Below are 22,810 nucleotides of genomic sequence, written 5' to 3'. Positions count from 1 at the left end.
CGGAATCCTATAGTTGGCGCGCGATCGGACGGAAAACCGGCTTCCACTTTTCCTGATCGCGCGCTAACGATTTGCCGGGCTTTCTCATGAGCGCTTCCCGCCAAAGTTGCTCGACTTTGGCGATAAGGAAGCGCTCAAGCTAATATGTTTTCGAGCCTTTTGCCCATTTGATCGTATCCGGAGGATTCGATCAAATGGGCAAGGCTCTATCAGCAAAGACAGGAAAATGACCGACCAGCTCCTTCGCGCCGCCGCTCTCGACAGCAAGGCGTGGCCTTTTGAAGAGGCCCGCAAGCTCCTGGAGCGCGTGAAGGGCAAAAAACACCCCGTTAAGGAAGTCCTGTTCGAGACGGGCTATGGTCCCTCAGGGCTCCCGCATATCGGCACTTTCGGCGAGGTGGCGCGCACCTCCATGGTGCGCCGCGCTTTCGCCACCATGTCGGACATCCCGACAAGGCTGCTGTGCTTCTCCGACGACATGGATGGCCTGCGCAAGGTGCCGGACAACATCCCGAACAAGGAGCTCATTGCCCAGCATCTCGGCCGCAAGCTGACCTCGATCCCCGACCCTTTCGGCAAGTATGAAAGCTTCGGCCATCACAACAATGCGATGCTGCGCCGGTTCCTCGATGCCTTCGGCTTCGACTATGAATTCGCGAGCTCGACCGAATATTACGCCGCCGGCCGTTTCGACAAGGCGCTGCTCCGGGCGCTCGAATGCTATGACGAGATCATGGCGATCATGCTGCCGTCGCTGCGCGAGGAGCGCTCGCAGACCTATTCGCCCTTCCTGCCCGTGCATCCGGAATCGGGCGTCGTCATGCAGGTGCCGATCGAGAGCCGCGATGTGAAGGCGGGCACCATCGTCTGGCGCGATCCCGCCTCCGGCAAGGCCTATGAGACGCCGGTCACCGGCGGGCACTGCAAGCTGCAGTGGAAGCCCGACTGGGCGATGCGCTGGTATGCGCTCGATGTCGATTATGAGATGTCGGGCAAGGACCTGATCGACTCGGTCAAGCTGGCGAGCCGCATCTGCAAGGTGCTGGGCGCGCCGCCGCCCGACGGCTTCAACTATGAGCTTTTCCTCGACGAGAAGGGCCAGAAGATCTCGAAGTCGAAGGGCAATGGCCTCACCATCGATGAATGGCTGACCTATGCCGACCCGCAGAGCCTGCAGCTCTTCATGTATTCGAAGCCGCGCGAGGCGAAAAAGCTTTATTTCGACGTGATCCCGCGCGCCGTCGATGACTATCAGGCGTTCCTCGAGGCCTATGGCCGACAGGAGCTGGCGCAGAAGCTCACCAATCCGGTGTGGCACATCCATGCAGGCTCGCCGCCCGCACCCGAAGTGCTCGTCACCGAGCAAAGCGGGCGCACCCAGGCGGTGTCCTTCGCGCTGCTGCTCAATCTGGTGGCGGTCGCCAATGCCGAAAGCAAGGACGTGCTGTGGGCCTTCCTCAAGCGCTATGCGCCGCAGGTGTCGCCCGAGACACATCCGCGCCTCGACGCGCTGGTGGGTTTCGCCATCCGCTATTTCCAGGATTTCGTGAAGCCGCAGAAGAAGTATCGCCAGGCCACCGCCGATGAAAAGCAGGCGCTCGAGGATCTGTCCGCGGCGCTGGGCAATCTGCCGAAGGCGGCGACGCCGGAAGAGATCCAGCAGGCCGTCTATGATGTCGGCCGCCGCGATCCCTACAGGACGGTGCAGAAGGACGGCTCGGCCGGCGTGTCGCTCGCCTGGTTCAACACGCTCTATCAGGTGTTGCTCGGCGAGGAGAAAGGCCCGCGCTTCGGGTCTTTCGCCGCGCTCTATGGCATCGACAATACAAGGGCGCTGATCGGCAAGGCGCTCAAGGGCGAACTCGGCTGAGCTTCATTCGGTGTCGGATGCAAATGCCCGGAGCGCAAATAGGATTGCGCCGAGCCAGAAGCCGTAGGCTCCGCATATCCGGGCAAAACCTGTTGCGATCAGGAGCAGGTCGTCTGCAACATAGCAGCCCGCCTGCATGAAGCATTTCTTGTGGGTCAGGTAGTGGGGCTGGGGATCAAACTCGAACCAGCCAAGGAACATTGCAAAGCCGCAGAAGACTCCGAAGGGCACCAGGATGAGCAGCATTGCGGTGGGGGAAGAGGCAAGTCTGCTGGGTGTCATGGCTTGTTCCACCCGCTGCTGGATCTGGGTTTCGTCATGCGGCATGCAGAAAATGTAGGACGCGTAGATGGTGAAAATGAGAGCCCCCGCCAAAAGGAATAGCGTCATAACCGCCTGCACCTTGTAGAGGGCTTGCGGCTCGAGCGGGGGCGTTATCTGCGTTGCATATTTGGGGATCAGTGGAAAAATCGCCTCGCCCCATTGCGCGATCAGTTCTGTGCCGTGCCACAGGATCGGCCGATCCGGGGTCGCATAGGTTGCAGCAACAGCCGGGATTTCGACGACCAGAAGGGTGATCAGGATGACACCGAAGGCGAGCGGCCGATAGCGGCGTACATAGGGGCCATTCCGCTGCAGCTCGGCGTATTTGTGCAACTCCGGATCCTCTTGCTCCCGCAGATGCGCCATGAAACATAAGAAAGCAGCGGTCAGCAGGAAGCCGATCCAGATGGCTCGCATGCCCCACGATGTCGAATTGACCGCGAAGGGGGGAAAGATCGCCAGAAAGGCGACGGCCGTCCACAAAAGAGACGTCCAACAGGACGTGTTTTGAACTCGGTCCGGCATTCGGCCCCTTGGTCGAACAGCTTTGCTACCTCCAAGGAGATATATGATGCGCGCAGCGGTTTGAAAGAGCCTTTGCCCAACAAAAATCGAGGCCGGCGTTGCTGAAGCTCAACACGCCGGCCTGCTGATTTCATTGCCGCTGATCGGCAGGGCGCTCAAGGGCGAATTGGGCTGATCCTATTTGTTCCTGCCAAAGGAGTTGCCCTTGCCGGGATTCTGTGTTTCCGTCGGGCCGTTATCGTCGGCCTCGCCGCCATTGCCGAAGCCCTTGTTGGATTTGCCGGCGGGACTCGCCGGCGCTCCGGGCGGCTCGCTCGCCGCGGCCTGAACTTCCGGCGAAATCCCGATGACACTGGGTGCCCGCCGGGCCGCACGGCTGTAGCAGCCCTTGGTACCCTGCCGGAATTGCGAGTTGAGCTTGCCCTGATTGACCGTGAGCGGGAAGACCTGGCCGATATTGAGCCCGGAATCTATCGCGGTGCTCAACGGTTTGGGATCGCTGACACCACCGCCGCCGCCGACCAGATAGTCGCAGGAACGCCTGAGGGTCTTGCAGGTGCCGCCATTGCAGAAACTCACCGCGCCGCGGAACAGGAGGATATAGACCTTGCCGTTTCTGATCGTGAAGTCGAAGGCGGTGCCGCGGATGCCGATCGTGCCATAGGGCGTTGCGATCTTGTGGCCGGATACGGCGCCGCTGATATAGCGGAAGGCGCCTTTCGACGCCTGGATGCTCGCCTGCTGCAGCGTGCGCTTGCCCTTGTAGATCGACTGATCGATCTTGAGCGACGCGGACGGGCCCATGGCGAGCTTGGTGCCGTCATCGAAGACGAATTGCCCGAGGCCCGTTGCGTTCGATCTCAAGAGGTCGTTGAAGAAGATCGGCGAGGATTTCTGCAAAGTGCGCCCGCCGGCACTGACCGTCGTCGATGTGCTGACGGCGGTGCCGATCGGCGACGCGGCTTGCGCCGAGCCAAAGGCAAGGATGGTTAGGACACATGCAAGCGCGATCTGGTGCCTGCTACGCATGACACACCTCTCTTTTGAGCCCCTGTCGCCCACTCTCAAATCGGTCGCGCCGATTAACCTTAGGTTAACTAAGGCGAAAAGTCAAATTGTAACTGGCGTGTCTCCAGTTTTTTCAACCGGCAGTCCGGAGGTGGCTCTACTGTCCCGCCCAGATGATGCGGGCGATCCAGTCGATATCCTTCATCTCGATGCTCTTGATCTCCTCGGCCGGATTGAAGGCCGCGAGCTCGACCGTCTTGGCGGATTGCCGGTGCAGGATGCGCGCCAGCACTTCGCCATTGGTGGTACGCGCGATCACCCGGTCACCCTTGCGGATCGAGGTCGAGGGCGACACGATCACGATATCGCCCTCGCGATAGACCGGCAGCATGCTCTCGCCCTGGATTTCGACCGCATAGGCATTCTGGTCGACGATGCCGGGCGCTTCGATCTCGTCCCATGAGGTGCCGACCGGAAAGCCCGAATCGTCGAAGAAGCCGCTCTTGCCCACTTGCGTGAAGCCGATGAGCGGGATCTGCCGGCGCTTCGGCGGCTGGCCCTTGCGGCCGGCAAGCAGGTCGCTGAATTCCTCGACCGAGGCGCCTGAGGCTTCCAGCACGCGCGCGATGCTTTCGGTGGTGGGCCAGCGCGGCCGTCCATCCGGACCATGGCGCTTCGAGGGGTTGAACGAGGTCGGGTCGAGGCCCGCTTTCTTGGCGAGGCCCGAGGCCGAGAAGCCATAGCGCTCCGCGATGACATCGATCGCCGTCCAGACTTGCTTGTGAGTGAACATGACAACGCTCCGCTCTGGATCGCTTACGCTCCGGATGTCGCGATCCGGAACGTTCAGATGATCCGACTTTTTTAAGTTGGAGCGGGAGTGCTGCGAAAAACGCTCGCCTCCCGCTCGCCGCGTCTGGGTAGTTCTGTGTTTTCGTATTTATAGGAATAATACCTTAAGTAGTGGACTTTGTCGAGTCCCGCAAAACCCTGCGCAAAGCCGTGTTTTTGCCGTTCCGAGGCGCTGCCGGATGGTCTAAAGCCTCACCCGAAAAGGGGCCCGGATGCCGGTGATCTACAAGATCTGCGACCGCGAGGAGTGGGAAAAAGCCTTGATCGACGGCGTTTTTCAGGGTTCGGCGGTCGATCTGCGCGATGGCTTCATCCACTTTTCAGCCGGCCCCCAGCTGCGCGAGACGGCGCGCCGGCATTTCGCCGGGCGCAGCGACCTCGTTCTCATCGCCATCGAGGCGGACACTCTGGGGCAGGGGCTGCGCTGGGAAAAGTCTCGGGGCGGCGATCTCTTCCCGCATCTCTATGGCGCGCTCGATGTGAACAAGGCTCACGCGGTTGTGCCGCTGCCCTGGCATGACACGGCGCATCTCTTTCCCGAAGGCATTCCGTGATGGCGCTGGCCCGGCTGGCTTTCCCGCTTCTGCGCCCGCTGCTCCATGCGCTCGACGCCGAAAGCGCGCATCGTTTCACCATCAAGACACTGAGCCTCGCGCCCCGGCATACGCCGCCGGCGCCGCCGGCCGCGCTCGCCGTCGCGGCCTTCGGCCTCTCCTTCGCCCATCCGCTGGGGCTTGCTGCGGGTTTCGACAAGAACGGCGAAGTGCCCGACCCGATGCTGGCGCAGGGCCTGAGCTTCGTCGAGCTGGGCACCGTCACGCCGCGCCCGCAGGAGGGCAATCCGCGGCCGCGCCTGTTCCGTCTCGCCGAGGACGAAGCGGTCATCAACCGCATAGGCTTCAACAATGAAGGCCATGACGCCTTGCGCCGCCGGCTGGAGGCGCGCCGCGCCGCGGGCGGCATCATCGGCGTCAATATCGGCGCCAACAAGGACTCGTCCGACCGCATCGGCGACTATGTCAAAGGCCTCGAGACTTTTGCCGGCCTTGCAAGCTATCTGACGGTGAACATCTCTTCCCCCAACACGCCGGGCTTGCGCAATCTGCAGTCGAAGCCTGAGCTCGAGGCGTTGCTGGGCCGGTTGAACGAGGCGCGGGCGAAACGCGCTTGCCCGCCGCTCCTGGTGAAGATCGCGCCCGATCTCGCCGATGCCGATCTCGACGACATGGCGGACGTGTTTCTCGCCATGCGGGTCGATGGCGTCATCGTCTCAAATACGACGATCGCCCGCCCGCCTCTGCGCTCGGCGCATAGGAGCGAGACCGGCGGCCTGTCGGGCAAGCCGCTCTTCGCGCCGTCGACGCGCATGCTGGCTGAGCTTTACGGAAGGCTGGGCAAGCACATGCCGATCATCGGTGTCGGCGGCATCGACAGCGCCGAGGCCGCTTTCGCCAAGATCGAGGCGGGAGCGAGCCTCCTGCAGCTCTATTCGGCGCTCGTCTTCAAGGGGCCGGCGCTGATCGAGGAGATTGTCTCAGGGCTGGCCCGAAAGCTGCGGACGGAAGGCCTGGCCAGTATCGCAGACGCTGTCGGCCGCAAGGTCTAAACATCCTCATGCGTGCGCCGATTCTCCCTCCGCCGCCGAAGGCGGGGAGGGTGGCGCGCGGAACGCGCGACGGGTGGGGTGTCTATGCGAGGGAGATTAAGCAGCAAAAAAACCTGCAAGCGGTTCAAGCCAGGTATTGGACACTTGTCGACGGAGAGACCCCACCCGTCCGCCCTGCGGGCGGCCACCCTCCCCGCGCTTTGCGCGGCGGAGGGAGATTTCGCCCTAGCGCAGTCTGGCGGTATCGAAATATTCGCTGAGGCGGCTGATCTTGTCGCTGCCTTCCTCCAATTCGAGCACCAGCATGAAGGGAAAGTCGAAGCGACCGCCATCGCCGCGCTTGCGCGCCAGGAACTCGCCTTCGACGCAGGCTTGCGAGCCTTGCTCCCAAGCGTTGGACACCCGGATGGTGACATTCTCGATCTTCGCCAGTCCCACCGAGACGGCATCGAATATCTGCCGCGGGCCGATCAGCGGCCTGGGCTGCAACGGATTGGTGAAGACGCCCATCTCGGCAAACAGGCGGCTGATCGCCTCGGGCGATGAGTCCTCCCAGGCCCCGAGGAACAGGCGGCAGCTGTTGAGTGGCGTCATTAAGTACTTGATCCCCGACGAAACGTTCAGTGCATTCCTTGCTCGAGTAAAGCACCGTCCAACGCCGATCTGACGGGGGAAGCGTAACCGGTCGAAGCCGCCGCTGCCATTTCGCGAGATTTGGGATGACGCAGCTGATCGCAGCGCTTGCGCGTCAACTCGCGTCCTGTCGAGAAGGATTAGTAGGATTGCGCCAGCAGGAAATTCCGCGCCGGATCGGAACGGTCGGCAATGCGGCTGCGGACTTCCTCCGGCACGTCCGGGCTGTCGACCGGATAGAGATGGCAGCGCGCGATCTCGCGCCTCAAATCGATATCCTTGCCGAGATATTGATAGACCACACGCGTTGAGAAGGGCTGCCGGCTGCCGCCGCTCGCGACGGTCACCATGATGCCGGTGAGGAACTGCAGCTGCCGGCGATGCGAGGGATAGAGGATCGTGAACGAAGCGAGATCCCGCGAGCTCGCCTCATATTCGATGACATAGAGCCGGTCGCGGATATTGCGCACGAAGCCATTGAATTTCTGGACGACTTTCATCGAGCGGCTGCCGCCCGGCAGATAGAGGCGCTGCAGGCTCTTGGTGAGGCAGCTCTGGCCGTCGAAGCTCACCGTGGTCAGCGCGCGCACGATGTGATTGGACCAGACCGGCGAGCAGATATAGGCCGCATAGGTCCCGCTATAGGCGGCGAGTGCCGCCTGTGATTCACCACTCGCCAGGTCGATCTGGCTGAACAGCTGCTCGAGGAGCTGGGTCTCGCGCACCTGGCCGCGCTTCGGTCTGACGAGACGAACAAATTCCTTGTGCGGCAAGGTGATCTCATATTCGTCGACCCCGAAGAAGTCGGTGATGCGCTTGAGATTGTGCAGCGACGGCTCCGAATGCCCATTGAGATATTTGTTGAATTGCTGGCGGTTCATGCCGAGGCTGCGGCAGACCTCGGCGACGGAGCTGAAATGCGCGCAGAGGAACCGCAAGTTTTCGACGAATTCTACGCTGCTGCGAGACATGAACTTCAACCAAGGTGCCGCTAAAAACGGAGATTAGGGCGCAACCCGCCGCCGAAAAAGCAAATTTCATTGACGACTGAAAGTAGTTCGCTTAGCTTTCGGGCGCTCGAGTAAAGTCTGAAAATCACTGTCCACGGTCCGATCTGCCTGATGAAAGGCAGGTCAATCGTGCTTATTGGCGTACTCGACCAATCTCTGGAAAAATCTCCCTTTTTCGATTGCGCGCATCGCGATGGTGCGGCGTCCTATATCGTCCTCAACCACATGTTCATGCCGTATCGCTACGGCGACCAGACCGAGGAATACTGGGCGCTCGTCAATGATGCGACATTGTGGGACGTCGCCGCCGAGCGCCAGGTCGAGATTTCGGGCCCCGATGCCGAGGCCTTCCTGGAATTGCTGGTTCCGCGCAGCCTGAAGAGCTGCGCCGTCGGCCAATGCCGCTATGTCGTGATCACCGACAATGACGGCTATATTCTCAACGACCCGGTTCTCAACCGGCTGGACAGCGACAGATACTGGCTGTCCGCCGCCGACAGCGACCTCCTGCTCTGGGCCAAGGGCGTTGCCTGCTTTGCCGGCATGGATGTCAAGATCGCGGAGCCGGAAGCCGCCCCCATCCAGATCCAGGGCAACAAATCGCGTGACATCATGGTGCGCCTGTTCGGCGAGAAGGTCGCCGACCTCAAATATTATCATCTGATCGAGACCGAGTTCGACGGCATGCCGCTCATGGTGACGCGCACAGGCTGGAGCGGCGACCTGGGCTATGAGATCTATTTACGCGACACGTCGCGCGCCGCCGAATTGTGGGACCGGGTGAAGGAAGCGGGCAAGCCGTCCAATTTGCGAGTGACCGGGCCCAACACCATACGCCGCGTCGAAGCCGGCATCATTGCCATGCGCTCCGATTTTCCCGCCCGATCGACGCCGTTCCATGTCGGGCTCGAGCGCCTCGTCGATCTCGACAAGCCGGTCGATTTCATCGGCAAATCGGCCTTGCGGCGCATTGCTACCGAAGGAGTGAGCTGGAAGCTCGTCGGGCTTGAATTCGAAGAGGGTGCTGCAACCGGCGAGGCGGCCGCCTTTGGCGGGCGGGTCGTGAGCCGGGACGGCGTGCCGGTCGGGCGCACCACGGTCGTAGTCCATTCGCCACGGCTGAAGCGCATGATCGGCTATGCCCGCATCGACGCCGGGGCGTCAGGCCTCGGCACGCTGCTCAGTGTCGCCGGCAAGTCGGGGGATCAGCGTGCCCGCGTCGCGAAACGGCCCTTCTTCGATGCCGGCAAGCGTGAGCCGAGGCGCTGATGCCGCAGTCCCCCCAGCTCGATCTCCTCTTTCTCAACCGCCGGGAAATTGCCGGCCTGACGCCCGCGATGCCCCAGATCATGGATATCATCGAGACGGGATTGCGGGCGCATGGCGCGGGTGAGGTGGTCCTGCCGCCCAAGGGCCATATTCACCTCGATGACCGCTACAATGGCCATTTCAATATCCTGATGGGCTATGCCGGGCCGATCGATACGGCCGGCGTGAAGGTCATTGGCGACTATGTCGACAATTATCGCCATGGCCTGCCCTCCGAGATCGCCTTGCTGACGCTCTATGAACCACGCACCGGCATTCCGCTCTGCATCATGGATGCGACCGATCTGACCTGGCTCAGGACCGGTGCGGTGACCGGCATCGGCGCGCGCCGGCTGGCCGCGCCCAAGGCGAAGATCCTCGCCCATATCGGGGCGCGCGGCACGGCGGCGGCGAATATCCGCGCCATTGCCGGCTCGTTCGATCTGAGCGAGGTGCGCATTGCCAGCAAGCGGCCGGAGACGCGCGATGCGCTGGCCCATGAGATCGAGGCCGAGCTCGGGATCAAGACGCTGAGCGTCGCGCATATCGAGGATGCGGTTGCCGATGCCGACATCATCGTCGAGGCGACGCGTCTGGAGACGCCGCAGATCCTCATCGCCGACCATATGGTCAAGCCCGGCGCTCTCCTCATCACCTATGGCTGGATCATGGCGGTCGATCCGGCGCTGCCTCTCGCCGCCGACAAGATGATCGTCGATGACTGGCGGCAGTGCTGCGAAGGCGGAACCTTCCATTCACTCATCAAGGACGGCCGCCTGCGCCGCGAGCATGTGCATGCCGAGATCGGCCAGGTCGTCTCAGGCGCCCGTCCGGCCCGTGAAAACGACCATGAACGGATTGTCTTCTGGCACCGTGGCTTCGCCATCAGCGACATCGTCCTCGGCCGCCATCTTTATGACCGGGCTCTGCAAAAGGGGGCCGGGCGGAAGGTTTCGCTGTGGTAGCGACGCCATTGCCCGAGCCGCGAACTGAAATGGGAAAGAACGATTATTGCTGAGGAAGGGATACAGACATGAAAAGCGATGACGCATTCAAGCGCCGGCTGGCACATGAGATGAAATCGGGACGCATGGACAGGCGCGAGTTCCTGGGCGGGCTAAGCCTCCTGGGCCTGTCCGCCGCGGCGGGATCGACCTTGGCAGGGCCGGCTTTCGCCGAAGAGACGCCGAAGGCCGGCGGCCATATGCGCTTTGCCATGGCGCATGGCGAAGCCGCCGACACGCTCGATCCGGCGCATGTGAACAATGGCTACACGACTGTAGTCGCCTATGCGATCACCAACATGCTGACCGAGGTGGCGACCGACGGGTCGCTGCAGCCCAAGCTGGCCGAAAGCTGGGAGGCGTCGGAAGGGGCCACCAAATGGACATTCAAGTTGCGCAAGGGCGTCGAGTTCCACAATGGCAGGAGCTTCACCGCCAAGGATGTCGTCGCCTCGATCAATCATCATCGCGGCGAGAAATCGACCTCATCGGTCAAGCCGATCGTCGATCCCATAACCTCGATCGAGGCGGATGGCGATCATGCCGTCGTGATCAGGCTCAAATCGGGTGACGCCGACATCCCCTTCAAGCTCTCGACTTTCAGCTTCGGCATATATCCCGCCAGGGATGACGGGACGATCGACTGGCAATCCGGCATCGGCACCGGCGCCTACCGGCTGAAATCCTTCAAGCCCGGCGAGAAGACCGAGCTCGAGAAGAACAAGAACTTCTGGCAGGCGGGACGTGGCCATTTCGACAGCGGCGAATTGCTCTCGATACAGGACACGGCGGCGCGCCAGAATGCCTTGCTCACCAACGAGGTCGACGGCATCGACCGGCTCGATCTCAAGACCGTCGACCGGCTGAAGCAGACGGTGGGCATCATCGTCGAGGAGGTGCGCGGCAAGCTGCACTACACCTTCCCGATGCTCACCAATGTCGCGCCCTTCACCGACAACAATGTGCGCCTCGCCTTGAAGCATGCCATCGATCGCGAGGCGCTGCTCAAGACCATCCTCTTCGGGCATGGCACGGTCGGCAATGATCATCCGCTGACGCCGGCCTATCCCTTCTTCGCCGCCGATATCGAGCAGCGCGTCTATGATCCGGACAAGGCGAAGTTCCATCTGAAGCAGGCGGGCCTCGCCTCGCTCGCCGTCGATCTGAGCGCCGCCAATGCCGCCTTCACCGGGGCTGTCGATACCGCCATCCTCTATGCGGCACAGGCCAAGAAGGCCGACATCGCCATCAATGTCATCCAGGAGCCCAATGACGGCTACTGGACGAATATCTGGCAGAAGAAGCCCTGGTGCGCCGCCTACTGGTTCGGCACGCCGACGCCCGACGACATCCTCTCGCAAGCCTATTCCACCGGCGCCAGCTGGAACGACAGCGCCTGGAGCAACGAGAAATTCAACAAGATCCTGGCCGAGGCGAGATCCGAGCTCGATGCGGGCAAGCGCGCGGCCATGTATCGCGACCTGCAGCTTCTGGTTCGCGATGAGGGCGGTGTCGTCATTCCGCTCTTCGCCAATGACGTCTTTGCCACCAGCGCCAAGGTGCGGCATGGCAGGCTCGCCGACAATTACGAATGCGACGGCCGCATGTTCTTCGACCGGTGGTGGTTTGCTTAGAGCGCGATGAAAATGATGCGCATCCATTCTCCCTCCACCACCGCAGGCGGGGAGGGTGGCGCGCGGAACGCGCGACGGGTGGGGTGTCTCCGCAAGCGAGGTCTCTTAAGCAAAGGATTGGCTTGTTACAGCCCAAGTGGCGAACACTTGTCGGCGGAGGGACCCCACCCGTCCGCCCTGCGGGCGGCCACCCTCCCCGCGCTTCGCGCGGCGGAGGGAGATTGCCTCAAAATTACCAGAACCGTCCCGGCACATAGCGCGCGAAGATTTTGGCGAAGGCGCCCGTCTCCTGCAGCTGGTCGAGCGCATAGTCGAAGGCCTGCCGCAGCTCCTCATCGCCGCGGCGGATGAGGAACACATAGGGCCGGCTGAAGGAGGCATCGTCGAAATAGCCGCCCTCGATATATTTGCAGCACTCCTGCGAGGCGCCGCCGCGCATCCAGTAGACGAGCTGCAGCCCGTCGCCGAACAGGACCTCGACCTTGGCGGTGCGCAGCGCCTCCTGGAGCTCGCTGAGGCTGGGATAGGGCACGATCACCGCATCGGCGAAATTCTTCTTGAGCCAGGCCTCATAGCCGCTGCCCTCGATGACGCCGATGCGCTTGGCCGCGAGCAGCTCCGGCGTCACCTGGGTGATGTCGCTTTCCTTGCGCACCGCGAAGCGCCCGACCGCGCGGTAGATCGGCCTTGTGGGCTGGAAGCGCGCCAGCGCCTTGTCATCGACACGCAAGCCGGCGACGACGTTGCTGACCCCGTTGAGATCGCCCGACAGCGCCTCCCAGGAGGTGAGCACGATCTGGCATTTGGTCCTGAGTTCCTGGCAGGCGGCCTCGGCCGCATCGACGGCGATGCCCTTGGGCTCGCCTTCGGGACCGGCATAGCTGAAGGGCGGGAAATCCTCATCGATGAGCAGGATGATCGACTCCCGCACGAAGCTCGCCGGCTTGCCGCCGACATCGATATGGCGGAAGCGCGGCAGGATGGCCGCCTCTTCGGTGGCTGCCGTGGCCGCCGCGGGCGCATTCGTGTCCTGGGCGGATGCGGGAAGGGCAAGGCCCGCCACGGCGATCAGGCATGGAAGGAGATTTCTGAGAACGCCAACGGTCATGAAAGGGTTTGCGAATCCTGCTAGCCAGGGCCCAGACCTACTCCCTCCCTGCGGCAAAAAAAAGCCTGCGCCGGTCTGTCCGCTCACATCCGGGCGAGCACGAGAAGGGGCCGGCCGGTGGCGCCGAACAGGATGAGCTTGCCCTTGTCGCCATCGACCTTGAATCGCTGGACGTCGCCCAGCGCCGCCATGAACTTGCTCTCCTGGTCCATGACGGCGGGAGCGCAGGCCATCTTGGTCGAGATCATCGGCCCGAAGGTGATGCGCTCGCTCTGGATCTCGGCCCGGCCGCTGATGCGGTTGCAGCCGCCGCTGCCGGTCACCCTGCCGTCGGCGGCGATCTCGATCAGGGTCTGCGCAGTGTCGATGACGCCGTGGCCGCGGATCGACTCGCAGAGCCACTTGCCGCGCGGACCGGAGACCTCGGATGCCCCCGACCTCACGCGCACGACCGAGATGTCGGTCTCGTCGCGCCCGCCGCCGAAGATCGAATGGCGGGTGGTGGTGATGAACCACAACTGTCCGTTGACGGTGATGCGGGCCTGCAGCGCATATCGGCGCCCCGGCCGGATCCGCGCCTCGTCATAGCGCAGGCGATAGGGGATGGGCATGCGATGGCGGGTCTTCACCCTGGTCACCGCCAGCGTATTGGCCGGTGCATCCTCCAGCGACACGTCGAGCAGGCGAACTTCCAGAAGGGCGTGGGGCGGCAGGGCGATGCGTTCGCGGTAGGAGACCTGGCCGCGCAATGTCCGGGCGGCGGCGAGGGCCGCAGGTGCCGGCAGGATGATGGCAGCCGCGGCGGAAAGCATCAGCAGCGCGCGCCGCGTGATCGGCCGGTTGTCGTTCATGCAGGTCGTCCCCCGTCATCGAAATGCAGGAAAATCACGACAGGATGAGTGGGGCGGAATTGTGTTGCAATTGCCGTCAAAACCGACATCTTGCTGATGTTTACCGCATTTTTAGCCGGGACGGCACGGTGGCAACGGGGCCTAAAGAGACCATACGCGGCGCGAGCGCAGACAAGACTGCGCCTCGCAAGTCTTTCGTCGTGCCGAAAATTCCGACCTCGGCCGAATTGCTCGAAGCGATCAAGCGCATGACGCCGCAGGAGGCCCAGCAGGCGCTGCGCCATCGTATCGTGCCGATATCCTGGGAGCCGGGCCGCGTCACCTATGTGGCGGCAGGCGAGCGGTCCAAGGCCTATGCCACCGGGAAGGGGCTCGAGGTCTCAGCCATCACCAATGAGCGCACGATGCTGCGCGAATTGCAGGCCGGCCAGGAAAGCGAGCTGATGGGCTATGCCGTCGCGGGCCTGACGAACCGCTATCCCGACCTGTCGGCGGCCCAGCCCTTCGGCGCCAAGCAATCGCTCTGGCTGGCCCTCGGCCTCGCCTTGATCGCCTTTGGCGTGATGTGGGACCGCCCGACCAGCGCCGTCGTCGCCTTCACGGTCATGCTGGCGCTGTTCCTGCTCATGGCGGGTTTGAAGCTCTGGTGCCTCCTGCCGGCAAAATTGCCGCGCGCGCCGCTGGCCATGAAGATCGACGACGCCGATCTGCCGGTCTACAGCATCCTCGTTCCCTTGCTGCGCGAGGCGAGACTCGCCGAGCAGACCTTGCGCGCCATGCAGGCTTTCGACTACCCGCATGCGAAGCTCGATATCAAGCTCGTCCTCGAAGCCGAAGACAAGGCGACGCGCCAGGTCTTCGAGGAGCAGCGCCTGCCGCCCTATATGGAAGTGATCCTGGTGCCCAGGGGGATGCCGGAGACCCGGCACAAGGCCCTGAACTACGCGCTGCCCTTCGCGCGCGGCGAATTGCTGGCGGTCTATGACGCCGACAGCGTTCCCGCCGCCGATCAGTTGCGCCGCGTCGCCGGCACCTTTGCGCTGGCGCCCAAGACCGTCGCCTGCCTGCAGACGCAGGTCGGCTTCATCAACCGCAACGAGAACTGGCTGACCCGCCAATGCGCCCTCGACTATGCGCATCACTTCAAGCTCTTGTTCCCCAGGCTGGCGAAATTCGGGGCGCCGCTTCCGTTCTGCGGCGCCTCGATCCATTACCGCACCCAGATGCTGCGCCAGCTGGGCGCCTTCGATGCCCATAATGTGGCGCGCGATTCGGGCCTAGGCCTGCGTCTCGCGCGCCTGGGCTATCGCACCGCCCTCATCCCGACTTTGACGCGCGAGGAGGCGCCGCCGCGCCTGCGCGACTGGCTGACCCAGCGGGTGCGCTGGACGAGGGGTGCGCTGCAGACCGCGATCGTCAATTTGCGCAGCCCGGTGAGACTGTGGCGCGAGCTCGGCGCGCGCAACTTCCTGCTGACCCAGGCGCTGACCCTGGGCTCCATCATCGTGGCATTGGCGCATCCCTTCTTCCTCGCCTGGCTCGCCACCACTTCCGTCCTCATCGTGCTCGACCAGCCCGCAGCACCGCAGCTCTGGCTGTTCCTGCAGGCGCTCTATGGCATAGCGGCAGCGCTCGCTTTCATGATCACCATGACCGCGACGGCGCGATCGTCGCTGTTCCTCGGCCGCGGCTTCTCCTGGGTGGCGACCATCCTGACGGCGCCCGTCTACTGGCTCCTGGTTTCGCTCGCGACCTGGCTGGCGGTCCTGCATTATTTCACCGGCACGAGGCGCTGGACGAAGACGCCGCATGGCATAACGCGCATCAGGCCGCAGATCGGGCCGAAGGACGAGAAGAAGCCGGCGGAGACGGAGAAGAAGCCGACCGCGGGCACATACAAGGCAGTGGAGAAGAAGCCGCCGGCGGCTGTAACGAAGACTCAGCGTCCGGAACCGGAGAAGACGGCCGCGGTGAAGACGCCGGTCAAGGAGCTGGAGAAGCGGCCGCTTGTGAGCGCCGAGAGGACGCCGCATAAGGAGGCGGAGAAGCAGCCGGTCGCCGAAAAATCGCTGGCCAGGCTGATTTCGAAATTGTGAAGGAGGCAGCTGGAGCGTGACCCGCATCGTCCTCGCCATCATCGGCAGCCTGATGGTCCTGCTCGGTCTTGTGTGGATGGGCCAGGGCAGCGGCTATTTTCCTTATCCGGCCGAGAGCTTCATGATCAACCAGTCGCCCTGGATCTATTGGGGCCTGCTCCTCACCATGGCCGGATTGTTCGTGGTCTGGATCGCGCGCCGGCGCAGATCGTGAGCTTCCCGTAACGGACCGATATGGAAGGAATTGACGCATGCCCTTTGCGGATGACGCCCAGGAAACGATTGCGCTCACCCGCGCCCTCATCGCCGAGAACACCATCGACCCGCCCGGCAACGAGATCGCCGCGGCGCGCATCGTGGCGGGCAGGCTTGCCGCCGCCGGCATAGAGCCGGTGCTCGATGAGATCGCGCCGGGCCGGGTCAATCTGTCGGCCCGCCTGCCGGGCACGGGCGAGCGTCCGGGGCTTGCCATGAGCGCCCATTTCGACACGATCGGCGTCGAGCGCGCGCGCTGGAGCCGCGATCCTTTTGCCGGCGAGATCGACGGACCTTTCCTTTATGGGAGGGGGTCCGCCGACATGAAAGGCGGCCTCGCCGCCATGGCGCTGGCCATGATCGATCTGGCCAAGGCGAAAGCGAGACCTAAGGGCGACCTCATGCTGGCTTTCTCGGCGGCCGAGAATTCGAGCTGCCTTGGCGCCAAGCGCCTGGTGAGCGACCGCCGCTTCGACGGCATCGGCGCGCTGCTGGTGAGCGAGCCGACCGGGCTCGCGGTCCTCGTGGCCGAGAAGGGGCCCTTGTGGTTCCGCGCCACCGCGCAAGGCGACTACCAGCATGGCGCCTTCACCGAAGGCCGCAAGGACGACCGCGGCAATGCCATCGTGCGGCTCGCCCGCTTCATCGACAGGTTGCATGATCTCGATCTCGATGCTCCCGCCCACCGTCACCTGAAGCCGCCCACCATCACGGTGGGTCTCATCCGTGGCGGCGTCGGCGCGCCCTTCATCGCGCCCGAAGCCTCCTGCGATGTCGATGTGCGGCTGGTGCCGGGCCTCTCGGCCGAAATGGTCATGCGCAAGGTCGCCGCCATGGCGGGACCTCACATCTCGCTCGAGGTGCTCGACGTCAAGCCGCCGGTGGACACGCCGGACGATCATCCCTTCGTCGCCGAGAGCCTCGCTGCCTGCGCCGATGTGCTGGGCCGCGCCGATGGTCCGTCGGGCGTCGCCTATTATTCCGACGCCGCCATCATCTGCCCGGCGCTTGACCTGCCGATGGTGATCATCGGGCCGGGCGAGATCGGCATGAGCGGGCGCATCGACGAGCATGTCTCGGTCGGGAAGCTCGTCACCTCGCGCGCCATCTACAGGCGCGTCGCCCAGCGCATGCTGGCGTGTTGATATAGAAACAAAAGATCCTGTTCGCTCCAGGCAGTGGCTTGTTCCCTCCGGTCTGTGAGTAATGCCACTGAATCCGTTTCCGCCCTGAAGTAATATCCCTCCCGCTCGGAGACCGAAATCACCTGCCGTCCCGCACGGGAACGGCCTGGGAGCGCGGCTGTGTCGGCCGAAATTCTGGAACTGAACGCCGCCAACACACCGGAGGCCCTATGGCATTTCACGATGGCTTGAAGCTCAAGCATGCGAAGCTCGACGCCCTTGCGGCGCTGCGCGCCCCCGTATCGACCTTGCTCGGCGTCTCGTCCGAGATCGAGCAGACCCTCGCCAAGCTCGGCATAAGGACCGTCTATGACCTGGCCGCCTCGCCGCTTTTCCGGGTGAGCGCCGAGCTGGTCGATGCCGCCGACGGCGTCGGCGACACGGCCATGGCGCGGCTCGGCCGGGTGCCGGCCGAGATCGTCGATGCCGACGAAGCGATAACGCCGGCCGCCTTGCTCGACAAGGATGTGAGCGTCTTCCGCGACATCGGCACGGCGCTCGGGGCCGAGATCAAGTCGAGGCTCCAGGTCGAGACCGCGGGTGAGCTTGGCCGCTGGCCCGCCTTCCGCTCGGCCCGCGCCATTCTCGACACCGCCATTCCGCCGCGCGAAACCGGCGACGGCATTGTCAGCGAGCTGGTGCCGCGGCTCGGCGAATACCCGACCGAGCGTCATTATTACCGCAGCGTCGTCATCGACCATGTGGTGCCGGGCACGACGACGGACCTGGGCACGGCGGGCCCCGTCGACCTGGCACCCGCGGTCAGCTCCGATTTCGGCTTCCGGGCGCCGGCGGTCGGCGCCATCATCACATTCGCGCAGTCGTGGTTCGCGCAGGGCATAACGCTCGGCAACATGCTGCATAGCGTCGCCCTGGCGCCCGGCGAAAGCACGCGCATCGCGGTGGTCGACTGGTCGCGCCGTACCTCGGCATCCGGCCAGGAAGCGATATCGGAATCGGAAAGACTGACCAATGCCAGCACCCACAGCCGCGCCATTTCGGAAGTGCAGGACGCGGTGGCGACCGAGGTGCAGAGCGGCTTCTCCAAGAGCTCGGGCACGTCGAAGACATCGGCCGGCGGCGCCGGCCTCGGCATCAGCATCGGGCCGGTGAGCTTCGGCGGCAGCGCGTCCACCGCCAAGACCACGACGACGGCCGAGAGCTTCTCGTCCTCGGCGGGCTCGCGCAATCTCTCCGCCTCGATGAGCCAGCGCGTCTCGGACGCGACCCAGCAGGCGGCCTCTTCGGTGCGCGAGCGGCGCGCCTCGATCGTCAAGGAGGTCTCCGAGACCGAGCATGAAAGCGTCTCGACGCGCATTCTCGCCAATTACAATCACATGCATGCGCTGACCGTGCAGTATTTCGAGGTGATCGAGATCTATCGCGTGATGGTGCAGGTCCAGCAGGTCGAGCGCTGCCTGTTCGTGCCGATGAAGCTCATCGAGTTCAACGATGCGACGATCGAGCGTTTCCAGGCGGTGCTGGCGGATGCGGCGCTGACGAGGCGGGCGCGCGAATTGCTGAGCACCGAGCCCGGCATGGTCCGCCTGCAGCCGGCGCAGCCGGTGCGCCGCATCAATATCTTCGACCATGTCGGCGGGCTCGATCGGCTGTCCGCCGCGACGACCGCGTTCCTCGCCGCAAGGCCCGCCGGCGAGGGGCCGGACCGTCCCGACCCGCCAGAGCCGCCCGAGCCCGGCGATGGCGGCGGTCCCGTCCGCCCGCCGCCGGTGGCGACGCCGCCGGTCGTGCCGCCCGAACTCACTTCATGGAGCAGCGAGGAACTGGCGCGGGCCGCGCGCATCACCATGTGCGGCGTGGTCAGGCCCAATATCCAGGATGTGTTCCTGCCGGGCGATGCCGAGCTTGTCGGCGTGACCTTCAGCCTGCAGCCGGCGCAGGGAACCGCTGCTGCCGCGCTGACTTCCGTCCAGATCACGACCCATGCTGGCGCCACCACCGCTTTTGCCGCGCGCAGCCCGCTCGACTGGGCCGCACCCATACCGGTGCCCTTGCAGGAGATCGACCAGCTGCGTGTCTCGAGCGCGGTGGCGATGCGCCAGCTCGGCCGCGTGACGCTGCAATTCGTCTATCGCGGCGCCCGCTTCCCGATCAGCCTGCCGGTGGATGTCGTCGCCAATGCCACGGGCCAGGTGCTGATGCGCGCTTTGCTGCAGGAAAGCGGCACCGAGCTCAGGCTTCATCTGCAGGAGAACCGTCTGCATTACAGCCAGGCGATCTGGCGTTCGCTCGATTCATCGACCGCGGCCCTGCTGCTGTCGGGCTTCAGCTTCGAGGGCATTCCGGTCGCCGATCTGATCGATCCCAATCCGGTGATGGTCGCCGGCAATTACCTGGTCTTCCGCATGCCGGCCTTTGTCGAGGCATTGGGCGTGCCGACCGGGCGCGAGGAGGCCAATACGCCGCTCGCCAATGCCAGGCGTGCCTGGCAGGACTGGCTCGTCGAGCGCGGCCTCACCCTTGGATCGGAATCGGCGGCCGAGCAACTGGTGCCGATCCCGACCGGCGGCGTCTTCGCCGAAGCGGTGCTCGGCCGCTCGAATTCGGCCGAGAAGCTCGACGCCACGCGCTTCTGGAACTGGCAGGACTCGCCGATTCCGCTGCAGCCGCCGGAGATTTCGGCGATCCAGCTCGCCTCGCGGGCGCAGCCGATCGACGTCACCCCCGGACAACTGGGCCAGCCGGTGCTCAACATCATGAATCCGACATCGCTGCCCGATCCGACCGGGCTGGGTGCGGCCATGGGTGCCATCCAGAATGGCGGCATGTTCCGCGACATGTCGGGGCTTGCGGCGACGGCGGCTCTTGCCGGGTCGCTGTCGACCAATGCCACCAATGCCGGCACCGAGGCCGGCCGCCAGGCGGCGGCCAACCTCGCGGTGGCGGCGCAGAAGGACATCGAGAGCCAGCGCATCGCGGCTCAGGTCGCCATGGCGGCCATGGGCCTGCCGGGCGCCAATGCCGGCACGCCCAAGAACATCTCGGAGGGCGGCGCGCTCCTCAACACGGCCTCCGCCATGGATGCGAAGGCCGGGCAGATGCCCGGACCGGGCGAGTCGGGCGGCGGCGCAAGCGGGCCCATCATGGGTGGCGGCGGCGATGGTGGAAGCTCCGGCGGCGGCGAGGTGATCGACGGGTCGTTCATGCCGGGTGTCGGAGGCTCGACCGGCACGATGAGCCGGGCCGACGACGTGCGCAACCGGCTGACCTGGGGCAATTTCGGACTGCCGGCCGGCAGCGTGGTGCTGGCGCAGCATCAAGGCAGCGGCTCGGGCCAGCCGGGCGCTTCCGCGACCACGATCTATGAATTGTCCTTGCATGGCGGTTTCCCCAATCCCTTCGCCTCGGTGACGGACGAGGACACCGCTCTCGGCAACAATACGTGGTCGCCCTCGGAGGACGATCTCGAATCGGTCGGCAAGGCCGCCACCTCGGCATCCAACGCCACGAAACCCTTCGCCCAGACCATCGCAACGCTGGACGACATACTGAGCACGGTGAAGTACTTCGCGCCGCTGATGCGGCACACTTTCGCAGGCCAGGGTCCGCTGCAATCGCGGGTGAAGCGCCTCAATCTCCTGGCCTATGCCGGCGGCAGCGTGCTGGCGCTCAAGGGCACGATGCAGACGACCGGCGGCATCATCCATGCCGGCGTCTCGCCGGCCAATATGAGCGCAAGCGTCGTCAATGCCGCGGCGCTCGACAAGGTGAGGAAGGCGGCGGCGAACAAGACGGCGCTCGCCGAGCTCAAGAAGGCCTGGGATGTGGATGCGGAAGTCTGGCTCTACAACGGCGGCGGCGTGCCGAGCGATGCGCTGTGCAAGGCGCTCGCCAGGTTCCTGGGCGCCAGGGTGCGGACCTTCGACGAGAAGTTCTTCGTGATCCCGGTCCTCAATGCCCAGACCCAGACCTTCGATCGCGTCAAGGTCGGCATCGGCTCCGATTTCGCCGACGCCAAGTCCCGCGCGGTGCCGGATCTGAAGAGCCTCGATTCGCAGTCGAACCGCAGCTTCGCGCCGTAACGGCAATGCTTGCTTAAGGCTTCCCCTCTTCCTCGCGAGCGACGGGAGAGGGGAAGCATCGCCTTGACCGGCCGCGGGCTTCCCGCCACAAGACCGGTCATGACCCAAGACGACACCAAGACCATTGCCATCCTGTCCCGCGTCACGACGGCGACCATCACCACCATCCTGTTGAAGAAGGGCCTGCGCAATGTGTGGCTGCGCGGCGCCAGGCCCTTGAAGCCCGGCCAGCCCCGCATTGTCGGGCGCGCTTTCACCTTGCGCTTCGTGCCGGCGCGCGAAGACCTGGCGACGCCCGCCTCATGGGCTTCGCCCCGCTCGACGCGGGCTGCGATCGAGGCGATGCCCGAGGGCTGCATCGCGGTCGTCGACGCGCTCGGCGTGACCGATGCCGGCATTTTCGGCGACATACTTTGCGCCCGCATGGCGAAGCGCGGCGTCAAGGCGCTGGTCACCGATGGCGCGGTGCGCGATGTGGCGGGCATTCTCTCGACCGGGCTCCCCGTCTGGTGCCAAGGCGTGGCATCGCCGCCTTCGGTCGCGGGCCTCACCTTCGTCAACTGGCAGGAGCCGATCGCCTGTGGCGGCGTCGCGGTCTTCCCGGACGACCTGATCGTGGTCGATGACGACGGCGCGGTGCTGATCCCCGCCGCTTTGGTCGATGAGGTGGCGAAGCTCGGCGCCGAGCAGGAGGCGCTCGAAGCCTGGATCATGCAGGAAGTGCAGGCGGGTGCGGCACTGCCCGGCCTCTATCCGATCAATGACGAGAACAAGGCGCGCTACGAGGCGGCGAAGAAAGCCGATTGAGACGGGCCGCCGTCTCCCATATCATGAGCGCAGCGCACGGGCGAGGATGCTGCGATGAAATCGGTCGACTTTACGCGGATGAAGGATGGCACGAGGGACGAGTATCTGTTCCTGCGCGATCTCGAGCTCGAGCACAATAAGGGCGCCGCCGACCGGGTGCTGCGGGAGCTCGGCTTCCAGGCGGAGGAGACGCTGCCCGGCTACAAGATCACCCGGCTCGAGCATGGCCTGCAGGCGGCGACGCGCGCCTGCCGCGAAGGGGCCGACATCGACTGGGTCGTCGCCGCCGTGCTGCATGATATCGGCGACGGCCTGGCGCCGCAGAACCACGATCATTTCGCCGCCGAGATCATAAGGCCCTTCCTGCGCGAGGAGGTGGTGTGGACCGTCGAGCATCATGGCGCCTTCCAGATGGTCTATTACGCGCATCACTATGGCTGGAACCGGTTCGAGCGCGAGAAATACCAGGCCAGTCCCTATTACCAGTCCTGCGTCGATTTCTGCGAGCGTTGGGACCAGGCGTCCTTCGATCCGGATTACGGATCCGAGCCCCTGGACTTCTTTGCGCCGATGGTGCGCCAGGTCTTCGCGCGCAAGGCCTATGACCCGGAAGTCATCCAGAAAGGCGTCGTCAAAGGCTTGCCGCCGCTCCAGACTCAAGCCGCCGAATGACCGGTCGCGATCGCTGACGG

At 64.3% G+C, this 22,810-nt stretch carries 19 protein-coding genes; 12 read left to right on the top strand and 7 right to left on the bottom strand.

Features of this window, described 5'->3' with window-relative positions:
- Positions 1–226: 226 nt before the first annotated feature.
- The gene (locus DT068_RS12680) at positions 227–1,870 is read left to right on the top strand and encodes a lysine--tRNA ligase (RefSeq protein WP_119390194.1); all 1,644 of its coding nucleotides are present in this window, start codon (positions 227–229) and stop codon (positions 1,868–1,870) included.
- Between the two features lie 3 nt (positions 1,871–1,873).
- Here DT068_RS12680 and DT068_RS12675 read toward each other — a convergent pair whose 3' ends face one another.
- From DT068_RS12675 to DT068_RS12665, 3 genes are all read right to left on the bottom strand, one after another.
- Positions 1,874–2,677: a hypothetical protein gene (locus DT068_RS12675; RefSeq protein ID WP_119390193.1), complete on the bottom strand. Its 804-nt coding sequence runs from the start codon at positions 2,675–2,677 to the stop codon at positions 1,874–1,876.
- Between the two features lie 219 nt (positions 2,678–2,896).
- The gene (locus tag DT068_RS12670; protein WP_119390192.1) at positions 2,897–3,748 is read right to left on the bottom strand and encodes a FecR family protein; all 852 of its coding nucleotides are present in this window, start codon (positions 3,746–3,748) and stop codon (positions 2,897–2,899) included.
- Positions 3,749–3,884: 136 nt separating this feature from the next.
- A complete protein-coding gene (locus tag DT068_RS12665; protein ID WP_119390191.1) occupies positions 3,885–4,520 on the bottom strand; it encodes a S24 family peptidase in 636 nt (211 codons plus the stop codon).
- Positions 4,521–4,791: 271 nt separating this feature from the next.
- On the opposite strand from DT068_RS12665, the gene DT068_RS12660 reads away from it, so the two are divergent.
- Together DT068_RS12660 and DT068_RS12655 are read left to right on the top strand one after the other, a co-directional pair.
- On the top strand, positions 4,792–5,133 hold the full coding sequence (locus DT068_RS12660; protein WP_119390190.1) for a DUF952 domain-containing protein: 342 nt from the start codon (positions 4,792–4,794) through the stop codon (positions 5,131–5,133).
- Positions 5,133–6,185, top strand: coding sequence for a quinone-dependent dihydroorotate dehydrogenase (locus DT068_RS12655; RefSeq protein WP_119390189.1), 1,053 nt, complete (start codon positions 5,133–5,135; stop codon positions 6,183–6,185). The genes DT068_RS12660 and DT068_RS12655 overlap by 1 nt, the downstream gene beginning before the upstream one ends.
- A gap of 225 nt (positions 6,186–6,410) precedes the next feature.
- On the opposite strand, the gene DT068_RS12650 is transcribed toward DT068_RS12655, so the two are convergent.
- Positions 6,411–6,779, bottom strand: coding sequence for a nuclear transport factor 2 family protein (locus DT068_RS12650; protein WP_119390188.1), 369 nt, complete (start codon positions 6,777–6,779; stop codon positions 6,411–6,413).
- 179 nt (positions 6,780–6,958) lie between these two features.
- Positions 6,959–7,789 (bottom strand): helix-turn-helix domain-containing protein, encoded by an 831-nt coding sequence (locus DT068_RS12645; protein WP_119390187.1) that lies wholly within the window; start codon positions 7,787–7,789, stop codon positions 6,959–6,961.
- A gap of 168 nt (positions 7,790–7,957) precedes the next feature.
- On the opposite strand from DT068_RS12645, the gene DT068_RS12640 reads away from it, so the two are divergent.
- From DT068_RS12640 to DT068_RS12630, 3 genes are all read left to right on the top strand, one after another.
- Positions 7,958–9,097 carry a glycine cleavage T C-terminal barrel domain-containing protein gene (locus DT068_RS12640; protein ID WP_162914166.1) on the top strand — a complete coding sequence of 380 codons (1,140 nt, stop codon included), beginning with the start codon at positions 7,958–7,960 and terminating at the stop codon, positions 9,095–9,097.
- Positions 9,097–10,101 (top strand): ornithine cyclodeaminase family protein, encoded by a 1,005-nt coding sequence (locus tag DT068_RS12635; RefSeq protein ID WP_119390185.1) that lies wholly within the window; start codon positions 9,097–9,099, stop codon positions 10,099–10,101. Before DT068_RS12640 ends, DT068_RS12635 begins: the two co-directional genes overlap by 1 nt.
- 68 nt (positions 10,102–10,169) lie before the next feature.
- The gene (locus tag DT068_RS12630; protein WP_119390184.1) at positions 10,170–11,774 is read left to right on the top strand and encodes an ABC transporter substrate-binding protein; all 1,605 of its coding nucleotides are present in this window, start codon (positions 10,170–10,172) and stop codon (positions 11,772–11,774) included.
- A 232-nt stretch (positions 11,775–12,006) separates the two neighbouring features.
- Here the strand turns inward: DT068_RS12630 and DT068_RS12625 are convergent, their stop codons facing one another.
- Positions 12,007–12,882 carry a transporter substrate-binding domain-containing protein gene (locus tag DT068_RS12625; RefSeq protein WP_119390183.1) on the bottom strand — a complete coding sequence of 292 codons (876 nt, stop codon included), beginning with the start codon at positions 12,880–12,882 and terminating at the stop codon, positions 12,007–12,009.
- 83 nt (positions 12,883–12,965) lie between these two features.
- On the bottom strand, positions 12,966–13,733 hold the full coding sequence (locus tag DT068_RS12620) for a YbaY family lipoprotein (RefSeq protein WP_119390182.1): 768 nt from the start codon (positions 13,731–13,733) through the stop codon (positions 12,966–12,968).
- Between the two features lie 200 nt (positions 13,734–13,933).
- Here DT068_RS12620 and DT068_RS12615 point away from each other — a divergent pair, with 200 nt between their 5' ends.
- The 6 genes from DT068_RS12615 to DT068_RS12590 all read left to right on the top strand — a co-directional run bounded on the left by DT068_RS12615 (position 13,934) and on the right by DT068_RS12590 (position 22,790).
- On the top strand, positions 13,934–15,829 hold the full coding sequence (locus DT068_RS12615; RefSeq protein ID WP_162914165.1) for a glycosyltransferase family 2 protein: 1,896 nt from the start codon (positions 13,934–13,936) through the stop codon (positions 15,827–15,829).
- Positions 15,830–15,845: 16 nt separating this feature from the next.
- Positions 15,846–16,043, top strand: coding sequence for a hypothetical protein (locus DT068_RS12610; RefSeq protein WP_119390180.1), 198 nt, complete (start codon positions 15,846–15,848; stop codon positions 16,041–16,043).
- A 37-nt stretch (positions 16,044–16,080) separates the two neighbouring features.
- Positions 16,081–17,229, top strand: coding sequence for a M20 family metallopeptidase (locus DT068_RS12605; protein ID WP_119390179.1), 1,149 nt, complete (start codon positions 16,081–16,083; stop codon positions 17,227–17,229).
- 209 nt (positions 17,230–17,438) lie between these two features.
- Positions 17,439–21,311, top strand: coding sequence for a hypothetical protein (locus DT068_RS12600; RefSeq protein ID WP_119390178.1), 3,873 nt, complete (start codon positions 17,439–17,441; stop codon positions 21,309–21,311).
- A 99-nt stretch (positions 21,312–21,410) separates the two neighbouring features.
- Complete coding sequence (locus tag DT068_RS12595) at positions 21,411–22,118, top strand: ribonuclease activity regulator RraA (protein ID WP_119390273.1); 708 nt, start codon at positions 21,411–21,413, stop codon at positions 22,116–22,118.
- Between the two features lie 54 nt (positions 22,119–22,172).
- Positions 22,173–22,790, top strand: a complete 618-nt coding sequence (locus tag DT068_RS12590; protein ID WP_368904696.1) for an HD domain-containing protein — start codon at positions 22,173–22,175, stop codon at positions 22,788–22,790.
- Positions 22,791–22,810 lie beyond the last annotated feature (20 nt).

Source organism: Taklimakanibacter lacteus, assembly GCA_003576695.1.
GTDB lineage: Bacteria > Pseudomonadota > Alphaproteobacteria > Rhizobiales > Aestuariivirgaceae > Taklimakanibacter > Taklimakanibacter lacteus.
This window is presented reverse-complemented; position numbering and strand designations above follow the sequence as displayed.